Genomic DNA, 14,555 nt, shown 5'->3' with positions numbered 1-14,555 from the left:
CACCACACTGGGCCGCTGATCGTCTGCGTGAGGAGCGGGCCTTGGGTGGACGGATGGGGTGGGTGGTCGGCGCCGTGCTGGTGGTCGCGACCCTGGTGAGCGGGACCGCCTGCGGCTCCGGTGACGACGACCGGGCCACCGTGGCCGCCGGCCCGACCGCCGCGCCCCCGGGCCCGGCCGCACCCGGCCCGGCCTCCGGACCGGCGGCGCCCCCGACCGCCGGTGGCGAGCCGACCACGACGGTCGCCCCGCCCGGAGACCCCGGCCCGTCCCCGGTCGAGGGCCTCGACGCCAGCCAGCTCCTGGCCGCCGTCACCGCCCCCGCTCCGGCCCCCGTGGCCCGGGCCGGGGGGCCCACCGCCGACCGTGTGGTCCTGGCCGACGGGCGGGCGGTGTGGCGGGTCCGCGTCCCCGGACCGTTCCCGGCCCGGACGGCGCGGGCCACCATCGCCGTGGCTGGCCGCGACCTCGGGACCGCGGTGACCCCGCCCGACCTGAGCGCCCTGGTCGTCGTGGTGCCCTCGGCCGACGGCCTGGTGGCCGGGGCCGCCGTCACCTACCGCTGGGAGGGCTCCGAGCCCGTGGCCGCCGGCGCGCTGGAGGCCGTCCGGTGAGCACCGCCCGCCCGCCCCGCCGCCTCCTGGCCGTCGCCGTGGCCCTGGCCGCCGTCGCCGTCCTGGCCCCCTCGGCCCCGGCCCCGGCCGCCGCCCCCTTCGGGCCGGTGGCCGCCCTGGTCCCCGCCCCGGGCACGGGCCCCGACCCCGGCGCCCTCGGGCCCCAGGCGGTCGACGAGCTGGAGTACGACCTGGGCGACCGGGCCTTCCGCCCCGACGGGTTCCCGGCCCCGGTCGAGGTCCGGGCCAAGGTCTACGCCCCGGCCGCGGTGGCCGGCACCGCGCCCGTGGTCGTCCTCCAGCACGGCCGCCACGCCACCTGCGCCGCCGGCGACGACGTGTCGCTGGAGTGGCCGTGCCCGGCGGCCCGGCCCGAGGTGCCCAGCTACCGGGGCTACGACGCCCTGGGCCGCCTGCTGGCCAGCCACGGCACCATCGTGGTCTCCATCGGGGCCAACGGGGTCAACGCCGTCGACAGCTACACCGCCGATGGCGGCGCCGCCGCCCGGGCCCAGCTGGTGCTGGAGCACCTGCGGCTGTGGCAGGCCTGGGGCACGGCGGCCACCGGGCCCTTCGGGAGCCGGTTCGTGGGCCACGTCGACCTGGGCCGGGTGGGCCTCATGGGCCACTCCCGGGGTGGCGAGGGGGTGGTGGCCGCGGCCCAGCTCAACCAGCGCCGGGGCGCCCCCTACGGCATCCGGGCCGTGGTCGCCCTGGCCCCGGTGGACTTCGCCCGTCGGGTCCTGGGTGGGGTCCACCTCCAGGTCGTCCTGCCCTTCTGCGACGGCGACGTGTCTGACCTCCAGGGGGCGGCGTACTACGACGACGGCCGCTACGGCAGCCCCGGGGACACGTCGGTGAAGCAGACGACCCTGCTCCACGGGGCCAACCACAACTTCTTCAACACGGTCTGGACCACCGGGCCGGCCTCGGGCGACGACTCCGAGTACAGCTTCCTCGACGGCCCGCCGGACGACTCGGAGCCGTGTCGCCCCGAGGGGCCGGGCCGCCTGACCGGGCCGCAGCAGGCCGCCGCCGGGGCCACGGTCATGGGCGGCTTCCTGCGGCGCTTCGTGCTGGACGAGGCCGTGCTCCAGCCCTTCGTCACCGGGGTCACCGAGGTCCCGCCCTCGGCCGGGCCCGCCCGCTGGGCCGTCGCCCACCACGGCGGCGACCGCCTGGAGCTGGCCCGGTGGGCCGGTGGGGAGGACGCCCGCCTCGGCCCGCAGCTCCGGCCCGGCGCCGTCACCTCGACCACCACCGGGCTGGTCTGCGGCCCCCGCTTCGGCGACGGGGAGCTGGGCTCGGTGGTCCCCCCCTGCCCGGGAGGGGGCGACGTGCCCGGCAGCGCCGCCGTCCTCGACGTGGGCTGGGTCGCCCCCACGGCCACGGTGCGGGCCGACCTGGACCCCGCCGGGGTCGACGTCAGCGGCTACGACGGCCTCCGTTTCCGCGTCGCCTTCCCCGCCGATGCCCGCAACGACCGTCGCGACCGGCAGGACGCCTCGCTCCGCCTGACCGACACCACCGGCGCCTCGGCCACCGTGCCGGTCGGCGCCTTCTCCTCGGCCTTCGCCCGCCGCCCGGACAGCGTGGTCCGCCACGCCGTGCTCAACGGCGTCCGGGTGCCGCTGTCGGCCTTCACCGGCGTCGACCTCACCGCCGTGCGCTCCGTCGAGGTGCGCTTCGACCGCACCCCGTCGGGCCGGGCCCTGCTCAGCGACCTGGCCTTCACCTCCGAGGGCACGGGCGAGCAGGTCGGCCCCCCGGCCGGAGCCGCCCCCTCGGGGCCGATCGACGACCCGTGCCAGGAGAGCGCCGCCGCCCGCTGGGCCTGCGCGGTGGCCGTCACGGCCTGGGGCCGGGAGCCGGCGCCGGGGCCCGAGCTCGACGGCATCGCCCGCAGCCGCCGGTCGGCCGCGGCCCGCATCGCCCGCACCGCAGCCATCGTCGACGGCCCGACCGCCGGCCTGGCCGCCGTCGGGCGCCCGGCCCAGGTCCTGGTGGGCGGGTCGTACAGCCCCGGCGACCTGCGGTTCCTGCTGGCCCTGGCCGGGCGCCGGTGGGAGGCCGCCTTCGTCCTCCTGGCCCAGTTCTCCCGGGGGGCCTCGGGCTCGACCACCACCGCGGCGGCCGTGATCGAGGGCCTCTACGTGGCCCTGGTCGGCCGCCTGCCCGACGCCTCCTCCCTCGCCTACTGGGAGCCGCGCGTCGACGCCGACGGGCCCACGCGCCTGGCCCGCACCCTGCTGGCCAGCGCCGAGTGGGCCGGACGGGTGGTCACCGCCCGCTTCCGGCAGGTCGTGGGCCGCGCCCCCGACGCCGCCGCCCTGGCCTACTGGCGGGCCCGGGTGCTCCGGCCCCGGGGCGAGCAGGTGCTGGTGGCCACCCTGCTGGCCTCGGAGGAGCTGGTCTCCCGGGCGGCCCGACCCGGCTTCTGACCGGCCGCCGCCCACCCCGGGTACCATCGCCGGCCGTGCGTCGGCCCGAGATCACCCGCCGGAACCTGGCCTGGGCCGGTGGGACCGTGGCCGCCGTGGCCCTGCTGGTGGCCACCCTGGTGTCGCTCACCCACGACGAGCCCAGCCTCGACCCGGCCCCGTTCCGGCCCACGACGACGTCCACGTCCACCACGGGGCCCGCCGCGCCCTCCACCGAGCCGGGCACGACCACCACCACCTCGACCACGGCCGCCCCCCCGCCGGGCCTGTCGGCCCTGCCCGCTCGCACCAGCCGGGTGGCCACCGTGCGCGACCAGGAGGGCGTGCTCACCGTGCACACCGGCCCCACCGGCGAGGCCACCCGCGACCCGGTGCCGGCGAGCGGCGACTACGGGCAGCCCCAGGTCTTCCTGGTGCTGGCCGAGGCCGGCGACCGGCTCGAGGTGCTGCTGCCGGTGCGGCCCAACGGGTCGAAGGGGTGGATCGACCGCGACGACGTCACCGTGGCCAGCCACGACTACCAGATCCAGGTGTCGCTGTCGGGCTTCCGGATGATGGTGCAGAAGGGGAGCGAGGTCCTGGTCGACAGCCCGGTGGGCGTGGGTGCCGCCGACACCCCCACCGTGGGCGGCGAGTACTACACGTGGGTCCTGATCGATCCGACCAACGCCGGGTACGGCTCCTTCGCCTACGGCCTGTCCGGCTTCTCGACCCTGGAGTCCTTCGGGGGCGGCGACGGGCGCCTGGGCATCCACGGCGACACCGACCCGGCGTCGTTCGGCCGGCAGGTCAGCCACGGCTGCGTGCGGGTGCCCGACGACGTCATGGTCCGCCTGGTCGAGGAGGTCGGCCTGCCCCTCGGCGTCCCGGTCACGGTGGTGGCCTGAGCGGACCGGCGGGGTCGGGGGCCTCGGCGTCCTCGGGGTTGATGTCCTCCAGCTCCCGGCGGGCCGTCTCGGGGAACACGGTCAGGGCCAGCACCGCCACCAGCAGGCCGAGGGGCAGCAGCCACAGCATCCCGTCGGCCAGACGGCCGGTCCGGTCGGCCACGATCCCGGCCACCAGCAGGCCCGCCGCGCTCCCGGCCACCGACACCACCTCGACGATGCCGTTGGCCCGCCCCCGGGCCGCGGTGGGGAACAGCTCGGGCCCGTAGGCCCGCAGGGCGGGGAGGGCCAGGGCGGCCAGCATGGTGGCCACCAGGTTGGCCACCCACATGGGCCAGCCCTGGGCGGTGAACCCCCAGGCGCCCACCAAAGACCCGCCGCCCACCCCCACCGCGACCACCAGGCGACGCCCCCGGGTGTCGGCCAGGCGCCCGCCGGCCACCAGGCCGAGGCCGGCCGGGGTCGAGGTCAGCACCGTGAACAGGCTGATGCGAGCGGCGGAGAACCCCCGCTCGTCCCGCAGGAACTCGATGAGGAGCTGGCTGCTGGGGGCGGCGAAGGCCGACGCGCAGAAGAAGGCCATGCTCAGGGACCACAGCCGGCGGCCGTGGCCCCGCACCACGGTGGCGGCCCGGTGGGGACGGGCGAAGCGCTGGCTCTCGGGGAGCCGGCGGCCGGCCCGGAGGGCCACCGGGATGCCCAGGGCGGCCACGACGTACAGGATCCGCCAGGCCGCGGCGCCCCGGTCGGCCAGGGGCAGGACCCACAGCGCCACCCCCGCGCCCAGGGCGCCGGCCATGGCCATCACGCTCAGGGCGTAGGCCCGGGCCCCGGCCGGCATCTCCTCGGCCGCCACCACCACCAGCAGGAGGGCGGCCGCGGTGGAGAAGCCCCGGGCCACCGCCTGGGTCGCGCCCAGCACCTCCATGGAGGGCGAGAACGCCCCCACCACCGTCGCCCCGCAGCCGGCCACCACCGAGCCCAGCAGCAGGCGCCGCCGGCCGCGCCGGTCCGACAGCCCGACCAGCACCAGGCTGCCGAGCACCCCGACCCGCGCCGCGGCCAGCACCCCGCTCTGGGCCGTGGTCCCCCGCCCGAACTCGGACGCCGCGTAGGAGACGGTCTGGGTGATGACGGTGCCCAGGTAGCCGGTGACCAGGGCCAGGGAGAGGAGCACGCCCAGCACCGTCCCGGCCCGCCGGTCGAGCCGGTCGGGGGGCGCCCACACCGGCACCCGATCCCGGTCCCGGCCCTCCACCCGGCGCAGGGCGAACCGGGCCGGCAGCAGCGCCGCCACGCTCCACGGGCCGAGGGCCAGGCGGAAGCGCGTCGTCTCGGTGACCCGTCGCCGCCCGTCGTCGCCCGGGGCCTCCACCTCCACGTCGCGCCGGTACCAGTGCATGGGCCCCCGCTCCAGGGCGAAGGAGGCCCCGGTCGCCCCGGCCGGGGCCGCGGGGGTCGGCCCGCCCCGCCACGCGGCCTCGTCCTCGGCGGTCCACGCCCGCTCCACCACCAGGTCCCGCCGGGGGCGCAGGAGGGCCTCGGCCGTCGCCCCGTCCACCTCCAGCGTCTGGGTCGACCGGGCCACGGCCGCATCTTGGCGGGGGGAGCGGAGACCGGCAGGGACGGTCCCCTCCGGTGCTGGTCCCCCCTGGGTGGCGTCGTGGCGGTGGGGGGCGGGGCGGGCCGCTCGTCCCCCGAGGGACGCCTCGGGGACCGGGCGGTCCCGCTCGGTGGCATGCTGGCCCGATGGAACGCATCGTCGTGCGCGGCGGCGCGCCCCTCGACGGGCGGGTCCGGCTGTCGGGGGCCAAGAACTCCGTCCTCAAGCTCATGGCGGCCACGGTGCTGGCCGAGGGTCGCTTCACCATCCGCAACGTCCCCGACATCACCGACGTGCGGCTGATGGCCGACCTGCTGCGGGCCATCGGGTGCCAGGTGGCCTACGCCGATGGCGTCCTGACCGTGGACCGCCCGGCCGAGATCGTGCCCGAGGCCCCCTACGAGCTGGTCGAGGCCATGCGGGCCTCCATCGTCGTCCTGGGGCCCCTGCTGGCCCGGGAGGGGCGGGCCCGGGTGTCGCTCCCCGGCGGCGACGACTTCGGCCAGCGCCCCATCGACTGGCACCTCGACGCCCTGCGCCGGCTGGGGGCCACGTTCAAGACCGAGCACGGCTACATCGAGGGCGTGGCCGACCGCCTCCAGGGCACCCGGGTGGTGCTCGAGTACCCGAGCGTGGGGGCCACCGAGAACGTGCTCATGGCCGCGGTGCTGGCCGAGGGCACCACCGTCATCGAGAACGCGGCCAAGGAGCCCGAGCTGGCCGACCTGGCCGCCTTCCTCAACCGCATGGGGGCCAACGTGCTCGGCGGGGGCAGCAGCACCATCACCATCGAGGGGGTCACCGAGCTCCACCCCGTGGACCACGAGGTCATCCCCGATCGGCTGGAGGCCGCCACCTTCCTGGCCGCCCTGGCCGTGTGCGGGGGTGAGCTGGTCATCGAGGGCGCCCGGCCCTCCCACATGGACATGCTCATGCAGAAGCTGGGCGACATGGGCCTGCGCACCTCGGCCCACCCCGACGGCGTGTGGGCGGCGGCCCCGGACCGGGTCCGGGCCGTGGACATCAACAGCCTCCCGTACCCCGGCATCGCCACCGACTACCTGCCGCTCATGGTGGCGGTGCTGGCCGTGGCCGACGGGGCGGCCATCGCCACCGAGAACATCTTCGGCGGTCGCTTCCGCTACGTGGACGAGCTGGTGCGCATGGGGGCCGACATCCGCATCGAGCAGCACTACGCCCTGATCCGGGGCGTGCCCCGGCTGTCGGGCGCCCCGGTGCGGGCCCACGACATCCGGGCCGGCGCCGCCATCGTGGTGGCCGCCCTGGGCGCCGAGGGCGAGACCGTGATCAGCGAGGCCCACCACGTGGCCCGGGGCTACGAGCGCTTCGTCGAGAAGCTGACCGCCCTCGGCGCCGACATCACCGCGGCCTGAACCGTTCTGAGGCGCCAGCGCCCACGATCACGGGCCGTGGCGCCTCAGAACCGGGTGCGGGCTCCCGTCGTGCCGTTCTGAGGCGCTGGCGCGCACGGCCATGGGCTGTGGCGCCTCAGAACGGGAGCCTCAGGGGGTGGCGTCGGGGGACTCGGGGGGGTCGTCGTCGGGGGGCGGGCGCCGATCCCGGAGCTGGGCGTTGGCCCGGCGGTTGGCCAGGGCCAGGAGCCCGGCGAACAGCGACACCGGGGTCAGCACCAGCAGGAGCTCGTCCCAGCCGCCCTGGTGGGCCAGGAGCAGCCTCACCGGGCCGGCCTCACGCGCCGAGCAGGAGCCACACGCCCACCGCCCCCGCCGCCGCCGTCCACCCGGCCAGCACCCAGCCGGCCTCGGCCACCGCCGGTCCCAGCCGGGCGATGGCCCGATCCCAGGCCCCCACCAGGCCCACCCCCAGGGCGGCGGCCAGGAGGCCGACCTGCACCCAGCCCAGGGTGGCCGGGGACAGGAGCTGCTCGTTGGCTCGCCACGAGTAGGAGTCGAACAGGTCCCACCCCTCGGCGAAGGGATCCAGGGCCAGGACGACCAGGTCCTGCACGTCGACGAGGAGGGACCCGAGCTGGTGGGCCACCGCCGCCACCACGGCCAGGGGCCCCAGGGCGGCGGCCAGGTCCGGGGCCAGGGGCTCGACCCGCTCCGGCCCGCCCCGGCGGTCGGCCACCACCTCGGCCAGGCGCACGATGCCCACCCAGGCCGCCCCCACCAGCAGCACAGCCCAGGCCAGCCCCACGGTGGACCACAGCACGGCCCCGGCGTCGTCGCCCAGCCCGGCCAGGTCGGCCCACCACTGGCTGCCGGCCGTGGCCTCCCACACCGTGGCCCCCAGGACCACCACCAGGGCGGCCAGCGAGCGGCGGCCGCCGGCCCGGGCGGCCAGGCCCCGGAACGGGGAGCGGAGGCGGGGCCGCCCACCGGCCCAGGACAGGGGCGAGGCGGCGGCCACCGTCCCCGCCACCACGGCCAGGGGCGAGGTGCGGCGCACCCAGGCCCGGCCCCCGAGGACGGCCCCGGCCAGCATGAGCACGGTCAGCGCGGCCAGCCAGGCGGCCATGGCCCGGGGCCGCAACCCGTCGGGCCAGCAGGTGACCAGCCAGGCGAAGGAGGCCAGCAGCAGGGCGGGCACCCACCAGTCGCCGGGCTCGTCGGCATCGGCGCCGACCAGGCCCTCGGGGCCCGGTGCCGGTCGCCCTCGCACCCGGTCGACGACGGCGGCCAGCGCGTCGTAGGGATCGACCAGGCGCCACCAGTCGCCCAGCAGCCACGAGAGGGCCGGCACCGCCCACCACCCCACGGCCAGCAGCAGCAGCGGGGCCGGGTTGGCCCCCGACAGCTCGGAGCCGAACCACCCGGTGGCCAGGGCGAAGGCCAGCGCCGCCACCCCGAGGGCCTGCAGGGCGAGCCGGGCCGGGGCGCCCAGGCCGTCGCCCGGCCACGGGCCGCACTCGGCCCCGTCCAGGCTCAGCGGCGCCACCGCCGGTCCCCCGACCGGCGCCGCGCCCCGGGCCCGCAGGGCCAGGGCCAGCAGGGCGGCCCCCACCACGACGATGGCGTAGACCACGGCGACGGGCACCCCCTCGCCGGCCAGCCCGGCGGTGCCATGGGCCAGCAGCGACGGGAGCACGCCGGGGATGGTAGGGACGGCCCCGAGCCCACCGACAGTCGGGGAGCACCACGTCGAGGTGACGGGGGACACGGCCGGGTGGGGGAACAGGGCGGGGCGGTCCCGGCGTTGCCACCCGTGCGCCCCGATTCGGCCCCCCTCTGCTCCCATGGGAGGATGGCGGCCGGTCGGGGCTCCGGATCCCCCGGGCCCCGACGACTGCGAGAGATCGTGCTGGAGAAGCTCACCACCACCATCGACGCCATCCGGCCCGCCATCCAGGCCGACGGGGGCGACATCCACCTCCGGGGCTACGACGACGTGACCGGCGTGGTCACCGTCGAGCTCACCGGTGCCTGCGTGAGCTGCCCGGCCTCCACGGTCACCCTCAAGGCCGGTGTGGAGCGCATCCTCAAGGACCGGGTCCCCGGCGTCACCGCCGTGGAGGCCGTCGGGTTGGAGACCGAGAGCGCCGTCTCGCTCTGAACGGGCCCGGCGCTAGCGTCGCCCGATGGCCTCCGACCAGCCCCTCGTCTCCGTCGAGCGCCGCGACGACGGTGTCGCCGTCCTCCGCATCGAGAACGGCAAGGTCAACGCCCTGTCCACCGAGCTGCTCCGCCAGCTCGAGGGGGCGGCCCAGGCCCTCACCGCCGAGCCCCCCGGCGCCGTGGTCGTGACCGGCGGCGACCGGGTCTTCGCCGCCGGCGCCGACATCTCCGAGCTCGCCGGGCCCGACGAGGCCCGAGTCGTCGGCGGCCAGTTCGCCCGGGCGCTGGGCGCGGTGGCGGACATCCCCCGGGTGGTCATCGCCGCCGTCAGCGGCGTGGCCCTCGGCGGCGGGTGCGAGCTGGCCCTGGCCTGCGACCTGCGCATCGCCTCGGACCGGGCCCGCCTGGGCCAGCCCGAGATCCTGCTCGGCATCATCCCCGGCGGGGGCGGCACCCAGCGCCTGGCCCGGCTGGTGGGCCCGGCCCGGGCCAAGGACATGATCCTGACCGGGCGGGCCGTCGAGGCCGAGGAGGCGCTGCGCATCGGCCTCGTCGACCGGGTCGCCGCCGCCGACGCCGTCCAGGACGAGGCCCTGGCCTGGGCGGCCGAGCTGGCCCGGGGGGCCGTGGTGGCCCAGGGCCTGGCCAAGCGGGCCATCGACCGGGGCCTGGACGTCAGCCTGGCCTCGGGGGTCGAGCTGGAGCAGGAGCTCTTCGCCCAGGCCTTCGCCACCGAGGACGCCCGCATCGGGGTGGCCTCGTTCCGCGACGCCGGCCCGGGCCGGGCCGCCTTCGTCGGCCGGTAGCGACGGTAGTGCGGTCCCCCCGCCCGCCGGCTCCCGGCGGGGCGCCGGTAGCGTCGCGGGCATCGTGACCGCGCCCTCCGACGTCCGCACCTGCTACCGCCACCCCGACCGGGTGGCGGGCATCGTCTGCCAACGCTGCGACCGGCCCATCTGCCCGTCCTGCATGCACCAGGCTGCGGTCGGGTTCCACTGCCCCGACTGCGCCAACCGGGGGGCCCAGAAGGTCTACCGGGGCCCGGCCGCGCTCCGGACCCGGCCCCTGGTGACCCAGGCGCTCATCGGGGTGAACCTGGCGGTGTTCCTCCTCGACCTGGTCACGAGGGGCATGGCGCCCTGGACCACCGGCGGCCAGCTCCTGGCCGTGCGGGGGTGGGGCGGGGGCATCCAGGCCGACGGCCTCCTCCTCGGGTCGTTCGTGCCGGAGGAGCCGTGGCGGCTGGTCGCCGGCGGGTTCCTGCACGGCGGCCTGCTGCACGTCGGGCTCAACATGTGGTCGCTGTTCGTGGTCGGCTCGGTCCTGGAGCCCGCCCTGGGGCGGCTGCGGTTCTCGGCCCTCTACGGGGCGTCCCTGCTGGCCGGCAGCCTGGGCGTGGTGCTGGCCTCCCCGACCTCGCCCACCGTCGGCGCCTCGGGAGCCATCTTCGGCCTCATGGGCGCCCTCCTGCTGGTGGCCCGCGAGCGCAACATCGACCTGGTCCGCTCCGGGTTGCTGCCCATCGTCGGCTTCAACCTGGCCATCACCTTCCTGTCGCCGGGCCTGTCGGTGGGCGGCCACCTCGGGGGCCTGGCCGGAGGGCTGGCCTTCGGAGCCGTCCTGGTCCACGGCCGCCGGGTGGTGGCCCGGCAGGCCCCGGCCGCCACCGCCGCCGTGGTGGCCGTCCTGGGGGTGGCCTGCGGCCTCGGCGCCTACCTGCTCATGGCGGCCGAGTACGGCCCGACCTGACGGCGGGGCGACGGGGCCCGGCCGCCGGGGCCGGATCGGCTCAGCGGCCCTCCACCAGGCCCTTGAGGGTGGCCAGGTTGCGGCGCCAGATGGCGGCCATGACCCGGTCGCCGGCCACGCCCCCGACCGGCCCCCCCAGCCACCACGGGTAGCGCAGCCGCTCCTCCCAGGTGAAGCGGGTGCGGCCCCGCCGGGCCCGCCGGAGGGTGAAGCGGCCGGTGCCGGTGACCACCCCCACGTGGCGCACGCCGATGGCCCGGCCCTCGCGCCACTCGGTCACCTCCATGCGGTCGGTGAGCCGGATCGGGCCGACCCGGGTGACGCAGTCGAAGGTGGTGCCCACGCCCCGGCGTGATCGGGAGGTGAACCGGATGGACTCGGCGTCGGCCATCCAGGCCACGTGGCCGTCGATGTGCTCCACCTCGTCCCACACCCGCGGCGGCGGGGCGTCGATGGTGACGCCGACCCGGACCTTGCCCACCCCCGCAGTCTGGCCCCCGGGTGGGCCCGGCCCACGGTCGTGCTCGGGCCCCCGGCGACGACCGCTGGCGCTCGGGCCGATCGCTGGTCAGGCCCGCCGGTAGGTCGAGACGTGGTGGGGGGAGGTGTCGTCGAACGGTGTCCCGGCCCAGTCGGCGTGGCGCCGGTCGAGCACCAGGCCGGCGCCGGCGGCCAGCCCGTCCAGCGCCCCGGGAGCCAGGTAGCGCACGTGGCAGGGCCGGAACCCCACCCCCTCGGGCCGGATGTCGACGTACGAGCTCCACACCTCGCCGGTGTCGGGGTCGTGGCGGTCGACGAACAGCAGGACCCGCTCGGCGCTGATGTCGCGCACCTCGACCGAGGAGCGGGGGCCGTCCTCCTCGGTGGGCACGAAGGCCTCGACCACCAACCGGCCGCCGGGGGCCAGGACCCGGGCCACCTCGGCCAGGCAGGCCCGCTGGGCGGCCGCGGTGGTCAGGTTGAAGAACGTGTTACGGGCCACCAGCACCACGTCGAAGGGCCCGTCGGGGAGGGGGCCGGCCATGTCGCCCGCCACCCGGGTGACCCGTTCGGCCCCGGGCTTGGCCGCCAGCCGGTCGAGCATGGCCGCCGAGGCGTCCAGGCCGGTCACGGCCAGGCCGTCGGCGGCCAGGGGCAGGGCCAGCCGCCCGGTCCCCACCCCCAGCTCCAGGAGGCGGGCCGCCGGGCCGGCGACCTCGGCGGCCAGCGCGACCAACGCCGTCACGCAGGCCGCGGTGGCCTCCTCGTCGGCGTACCAGTCGTCGTAGACGTCGGCGAAGCGGTCCCCGTAGGTGGCGGCGTCGTAGCCCTCCATGGGCAGAGCCTCGCACCCCGGCCCGGCCCGGGAGGACGCCGGGGGCCGGCGGCGGGGGACCGGTACCGTGGCCGGGTGGCCCCCGCCCCCGCGACCGCGACCTACCTCGACCACGCGGCCAGCACCCCGCTGCGACCCGAGGCGCTGGAGGCCATGCTGCCGTTCCTGGCCGACCACCCCGGCAACCCGTCGGGGGGCCACGCCGCCGCCCGCCACGCCCGCCGGGCGGTGGACGACGCCCGCGACGCGGTGGCCGCCCTGGCCGGGTGCGCCCCCGGCGAGGTGGTGTTCACCTCGGGGGGGACCGAGGCCGACGCCACCGCCCTGCGGGGCGCGGTCGACACCCGGCCCGGCGCCCTGGTGGTGGGGGCCGTCGACCACCACGCCGTGCTCGACGGGGCCCGGGCCGCGGCCCGCCTGGCCGGCCGCCCGCTGGAGGTGGTCCCGGTCGACGGCCGGGGCCGCCTGGACCTCGACGCCCTGGCCGCCGCCCTGGGCCGGGCCGCCGAGGGCGCGGTGGCCCTGGTGGCCGTGGGGCTGGCCAACAACGAGGTCGGCACCGTGCAGCCCCTCGACGAGGTGGCGGCCGTGGTCGCCGCCCTCGCCCCGGGCACCCCGCTCCACACCGACGCCGTGCAGGCCGGGGCCTGGCTGGACCTGCCCACCGCCGCCGCCCCCGCCGGCCTGGTGGCCCTGAGCGCCCACAAGCTGGGCGGCCCCAAGGGGGTGGGCGCGCTGGTGGCCCGGGACGGGGTGGCCCTGGAGCCCCTCCTCCACGGCGGGGGCCAGGAGCGGGGACGGCGCAGCGGCACGCCCAACGTGGCCGGCATCGTCGGCTTCGGGGTGGCCGCCCGCCTGGTGGTCGAGCAGCGCCCCGCCCTGGCGGCCCGGGTGGCGGCCCAGCGCGACCGCCTGGCCGAGGGCCTGGTGGCCGCCCTGGCCCCCCTCGCCCCCGGCACCCGGGAGACGGTGGTGGCGCCCGGCGGGTCGCGGGACCACGTGCTGCCCGGCCACCTCCACCTGTGCCTGCCGGGGGTGGCCGCCGACGAGGTGCTGTTCCTGCTCGACCAGGCCGGCGTGGCCGCCTCGGCCGGGGCCTCGTGCTCGTCGGGGGCCACCGAGACCTCGCACGTGCTGGCCGGCCTGGGGGTCGACCGCGCCGCGGCCGCCGGCTCCCTGCGCCTCACGTTGGGCTGGTCCACCACCGACGACGACGTCGACCGGGCGCTGGCCGCGGTGCCGGCCGCGGTGGCCCGGGTGGCCGGCGTGGCCCCGCCGCTGGCCTCGGGGGCGAGCCGGTGAGGGTGCTGGTGGCCCTGTCGGGCGGGGTCGACTCGTCGGTGGCCGCGGCCCGGCTGGTGGCCGCCGGCCACGACGTGGTGGGGGCCACCCTCAAGCTGTGGGGGGGCGAGTCGGACTCGGGGTGCTGCTCGGTCTCGGACGTGGACGACGCCCGCCGGGTGGCCGACGCGCTGGGCATCGACCACCACACCTTCGCCTACGCCGAGGAGTTCGAGGCCGCGGTGGTCGGTCCCTACGTGGCCGCCCACGCCCGCGGGGCCACGCCCAACCCGTGCATGGCCTGCAACCGGCACCTCAAGTTCGGGTCCCTCCTGGCCCGGGCCGACCGCCTCGGCTTCGACGCGGTGGCCACCGGCCACCACGCCCGCGTCGCCGTGGGGCCCGACGGGCGCCGCCGGGTGGCCCGGGGCGCCGACGCGGCCAAGGACCAGTCCTACGTCCTGCACATGCTCGACCAGGCCACCCTGGCCCGGACCCTGTTCCCGATCGGCGGGCTCACGAAGGACAGGGTGCGGGCGATGGCCGCCGAGCTCGGCCTGCGCACCGCGCACAAGCCCGACAGCCAGGACGTGTGCTTCATCACCTCGGCCGAGGGCCGCGCCGCGTTCCTCGGTCGGAGGGCCGCCCTCACCCCGGGGGTGGTGCGCGACCGGTCCGGTGCCGAGGTGGGACGGGTGCCGGCGGTGGAGCTCGTCACCGTCGGCCAGCGGCGAGGCCTCGGCCTGCCCGGTGGCGGCCCGAAGAGACACGTGCTGCGGGTCGAGCCCGCCTACGCGCGCGTGACGATCGGCTCCGCCGATGACCTGCTCGTCGACCGGCAGGTCCTCGGGCCGGTGAGCTGGGCCGACCGACCGGTCCACGGTGACCTGCTCGCGCAGTGCAGCGCGCACGGTCGGGCCGAGCCGGCCGACGTCGAGGCGGGACCGGACGGTGCGGTGACCCTCGAGTGGCGGTCCCCTCGCCGGCGGGTCGCACCCGGGCAGGCGGTCGTGCTCTACGACGGGGACACCGTCCTGGGCTCGGCGACGATCACCGCCACCCGCAGCCCGGCCGAGCCGCGCGCCTGACCCCGCGCCGCCAGGTGTCGGCGCCGCCGAGGTGGGCA

14 protein-coding genes are annotated in these 14,555 nt (G+C 77.9%); 9 read left to right on the top strand and 5 right to left on the bottom strand.

Annotated features, from left to right (window positions below; translation table 11 throughout):
* Positions 1-41: 41 nt before the first annotated feature.
* The 3 genes from VEW93_05840 to VEW93_05830 are packed head-to-tail and all read left to right on the top strand — an operon-like array spanning position 42 to position 3,942.
* Complete coding sequence (locus tag VEW93_05840; protein HYI61308.1) at positions 42-614, top strand: hypothetical protein; 573 nt, start codon at positions 42-44, stop codon at positions 612-614.
* Positions 611-3,055: a hypothetical protein gene (locus tag VEW93_05835; protein ID HYI61307.1), complete on the top strand. Its 2,445-nt coding sequence runs from the start codon at positions 611-613 to the stop codon at positions 3,053-3,055. Before VEW93_05840 ends, VEW93_05835 begins: the two co-directional genes overlap by 4 nt.
* Positions 3,056-3,090: 35 nt before the next feature.
* Positions 3,091-3,942, top strand: coding sequence for a L,D-transpeptidase (locus tag VEW93_05830; GenBank protein HYI61306.1), 852 nt, complete (start codon positions 3,091-3,093; stop codon positions 3,940-3,942).
* Here VEW93_05830 and VEW93_05825 read toward each other — a convergent pair.
* Positions 3,926-5,530: an MFS transporter gene (locus VEW93_05825; protein ID HYI61305.1), complete on the bottom strand. Its 1,605-nt coding sequence runs from the start codon at positions 5,528-5,530 to the stop codon at positions 3,926-3,928. The two genes, VEW93_05830 and VEW93_05825, sit on opposite strands and share 17 nt — an antisense overlap.
* Positions 5,531-5,691: 161 nt before the next feature.
* Between VEW93_05825 and murA the strand changes: the two genes are divergently transcribed.
* Complete coding sequence (gene murA / locus VEW93_05820) at positions 5,692-6,939, top strand: UDP-N-acetylglucosamine 1-carboxyvinyltransferase (GenBank protein HYI61304.1); 1,248 nt, start codon at positions 5,692-5,694, stop codon at positions 6,937-6,939.
* Between the two features lie 129 nt (positions 6,940-7,068).
* Here murA and VEW93_05815 read toward each other — a convergent pair whose 3' ends face one another.
* Together VEW93_05815 and VEW93_05810 are read right to left on the bottom strand one after the other, a co-directional pair.
* Positions 7,069-7,245: a hypothetical protein gene (locus tag VEW93_05815; protein ID HYI61303.1), complete on the bottom strand. Its 177-nt coding sequence runs from the start codon at positions 7,243-7,245 to the stop codon at positions 7,069-7,071.
* Positions 7,246-7,255: 10 nt separating this feature from the next.
* A complete protein-coding gene (locus tag VEW93_05810; protein ID HYI61302.1) occupies positions 7,256-8,617 on the bottom strand; it encodes a hypothetical protein in 1,362 nt (453 codons plus the stop codon).
* Between the two features lie 156 nt (positions 8,618-8,773).
* Here VEW93_05810 and VEW93_05805 point away from each other — a divergent pair, with 156 nt between their 5' ends.
* From VEW93_05805 to VEW93_05795, 3 genes are all read left to right on the top strand, one after another.
* Entirely contained in the window at positions 8,774-9,082 is a 309-nt protein-coding gene (locus VEW93_05805) for a NifU family protein (protein HYI61301.1), read from the top strand.
* 25 nt (positions 9,083-9,107) lie between these two features.
* Positions 9,108-9,890 carry an enoyl-CoA hydratase-related protein gene (locus tag VEW93_05800; protein ID HYI61300.1) on the top strand — a complete coding sequence of 261 codons (783 nt, stop codon included), beginning with the start codon at positions 9,108-9,110 and terminating at the stop codon, positions 9,888-9,890.
* A 64-nt stretch (positions 9,891-9,954) separates the two neighbouring features.
* Positions 9,955-10,833: a rhomboid family intramembrane serine protease gene (locus VEW93_05795; GenBank protein ID HYI61299.1), complete on the top strand. Its 879-nt coding sequence runs from the start codon at positions 9,955-9,957 to the stop codon at positions 10,831-10,833.
* Between the two features lie 40 nt (positions 10,834-10,873).
* On the opposite strand, the gene VEW93_05790 is transcribed toward VEW93_05795, so the two are convergent.
* Together VEW93_05790 and VEW93_05785 are read right to left on the bottom strand one after the other, a co-directional pair.
* Positions 10,874-11,314, bottom strand: a complete 441-nt coding sequence (locus VEW93_05790; GenBank protein ID HYI61298.1) for an SRPBCC family protein — start codon at positions 11,312-11,314, stop codon at positions 10,874-10,876.
* Positions 11,315-11,401: 87 nt separating this feature from the next.
* A complete protein-coding gene (locus tag VEW93_05785) occupies positions 11,402-12,148 on the bottom strand; it encodes a class I SAM-dependent methyltransferase (GenBank protein ID HYI61297.1) in 747 nt (248 codons plus the stop codon).
* 75 nt (positions 12,149-12,223) lie between these two features.
* Here VEW93_05785 and VEW93_05780 point away from each other — a divergent pair, with 75 nt between their 5' ends.
* The gene (locus VEW93_05780; protein HYI61296.1) at positions 12,224-13,450 is read left to right on the top strand and encodes an aminotransferase class V-fold PLP-dependent enzyme; all 1,227 of its coding nucleotides are present in this window, start codon (positions 12,224-12,226) and stop codon (positions 13,448-13,450) included.
* Positions 13,447-14,517 (top strand): tRNA 2-thiouridine(34) synthase MnmA, encoded by a 1,071-nt coding sequence (gene mnmA / locus VEW93_05775; protein ID HYI61295.1) that lies wholly within the window; start codon positions 13,447-13,449, stop codon positions 14,515-14,517. The genes VEW93_05780 and mnmA overlap by 4 nt, the downstream gene beginning before the upstream one ends.
* Positions 14,518-14,555: the final 38 nt, after the last annotated feature.

The sequence above is a fragment of the Acidimicrobiales bacterium genome (assembly GCA_035630295.1).
Lineage (GTDB): Bacteria > Actinomycetota > Acidimicrobiia > Acidimicrobiales > Iamiaceae > Iamia.
Note: the sequence above shows the minus strand (reverse complement) of the source record. Positions and strands in the feature narration are given on the sequence as shown.

Bases quoted from the DNA above. Each gene is read 5' to 3' on its own strand.
- murA (HYI61304.1), top strand. From the start codon at position 5,692: ATGGAACGCATCGTCGTGCGCGGCGGCGCGCCCCTCGACGGGCGGGTC.
- VEW93_05805 (HYI61301.1), top strand. From the start codon at position 8,774: ATGGCGGCCGGTCGGGGCTCCGGATCCCCCGGGCCCCGACGACTGCGA.
- VEW93_05800 (HYI61300.1), top strand. From the start codon at position 9,108: ATGGCCTCCGACCAGCCCCTCGTCTCCGTCGAGCGCCGCGACGACGGT.
- VEW93_05785 (HYI61297.1), bottom strand. From the start codon at position 12,148: ATGGAGGGCTACGACGCCGCCACCTACGGGGACCGCTTCGCCGACGTC.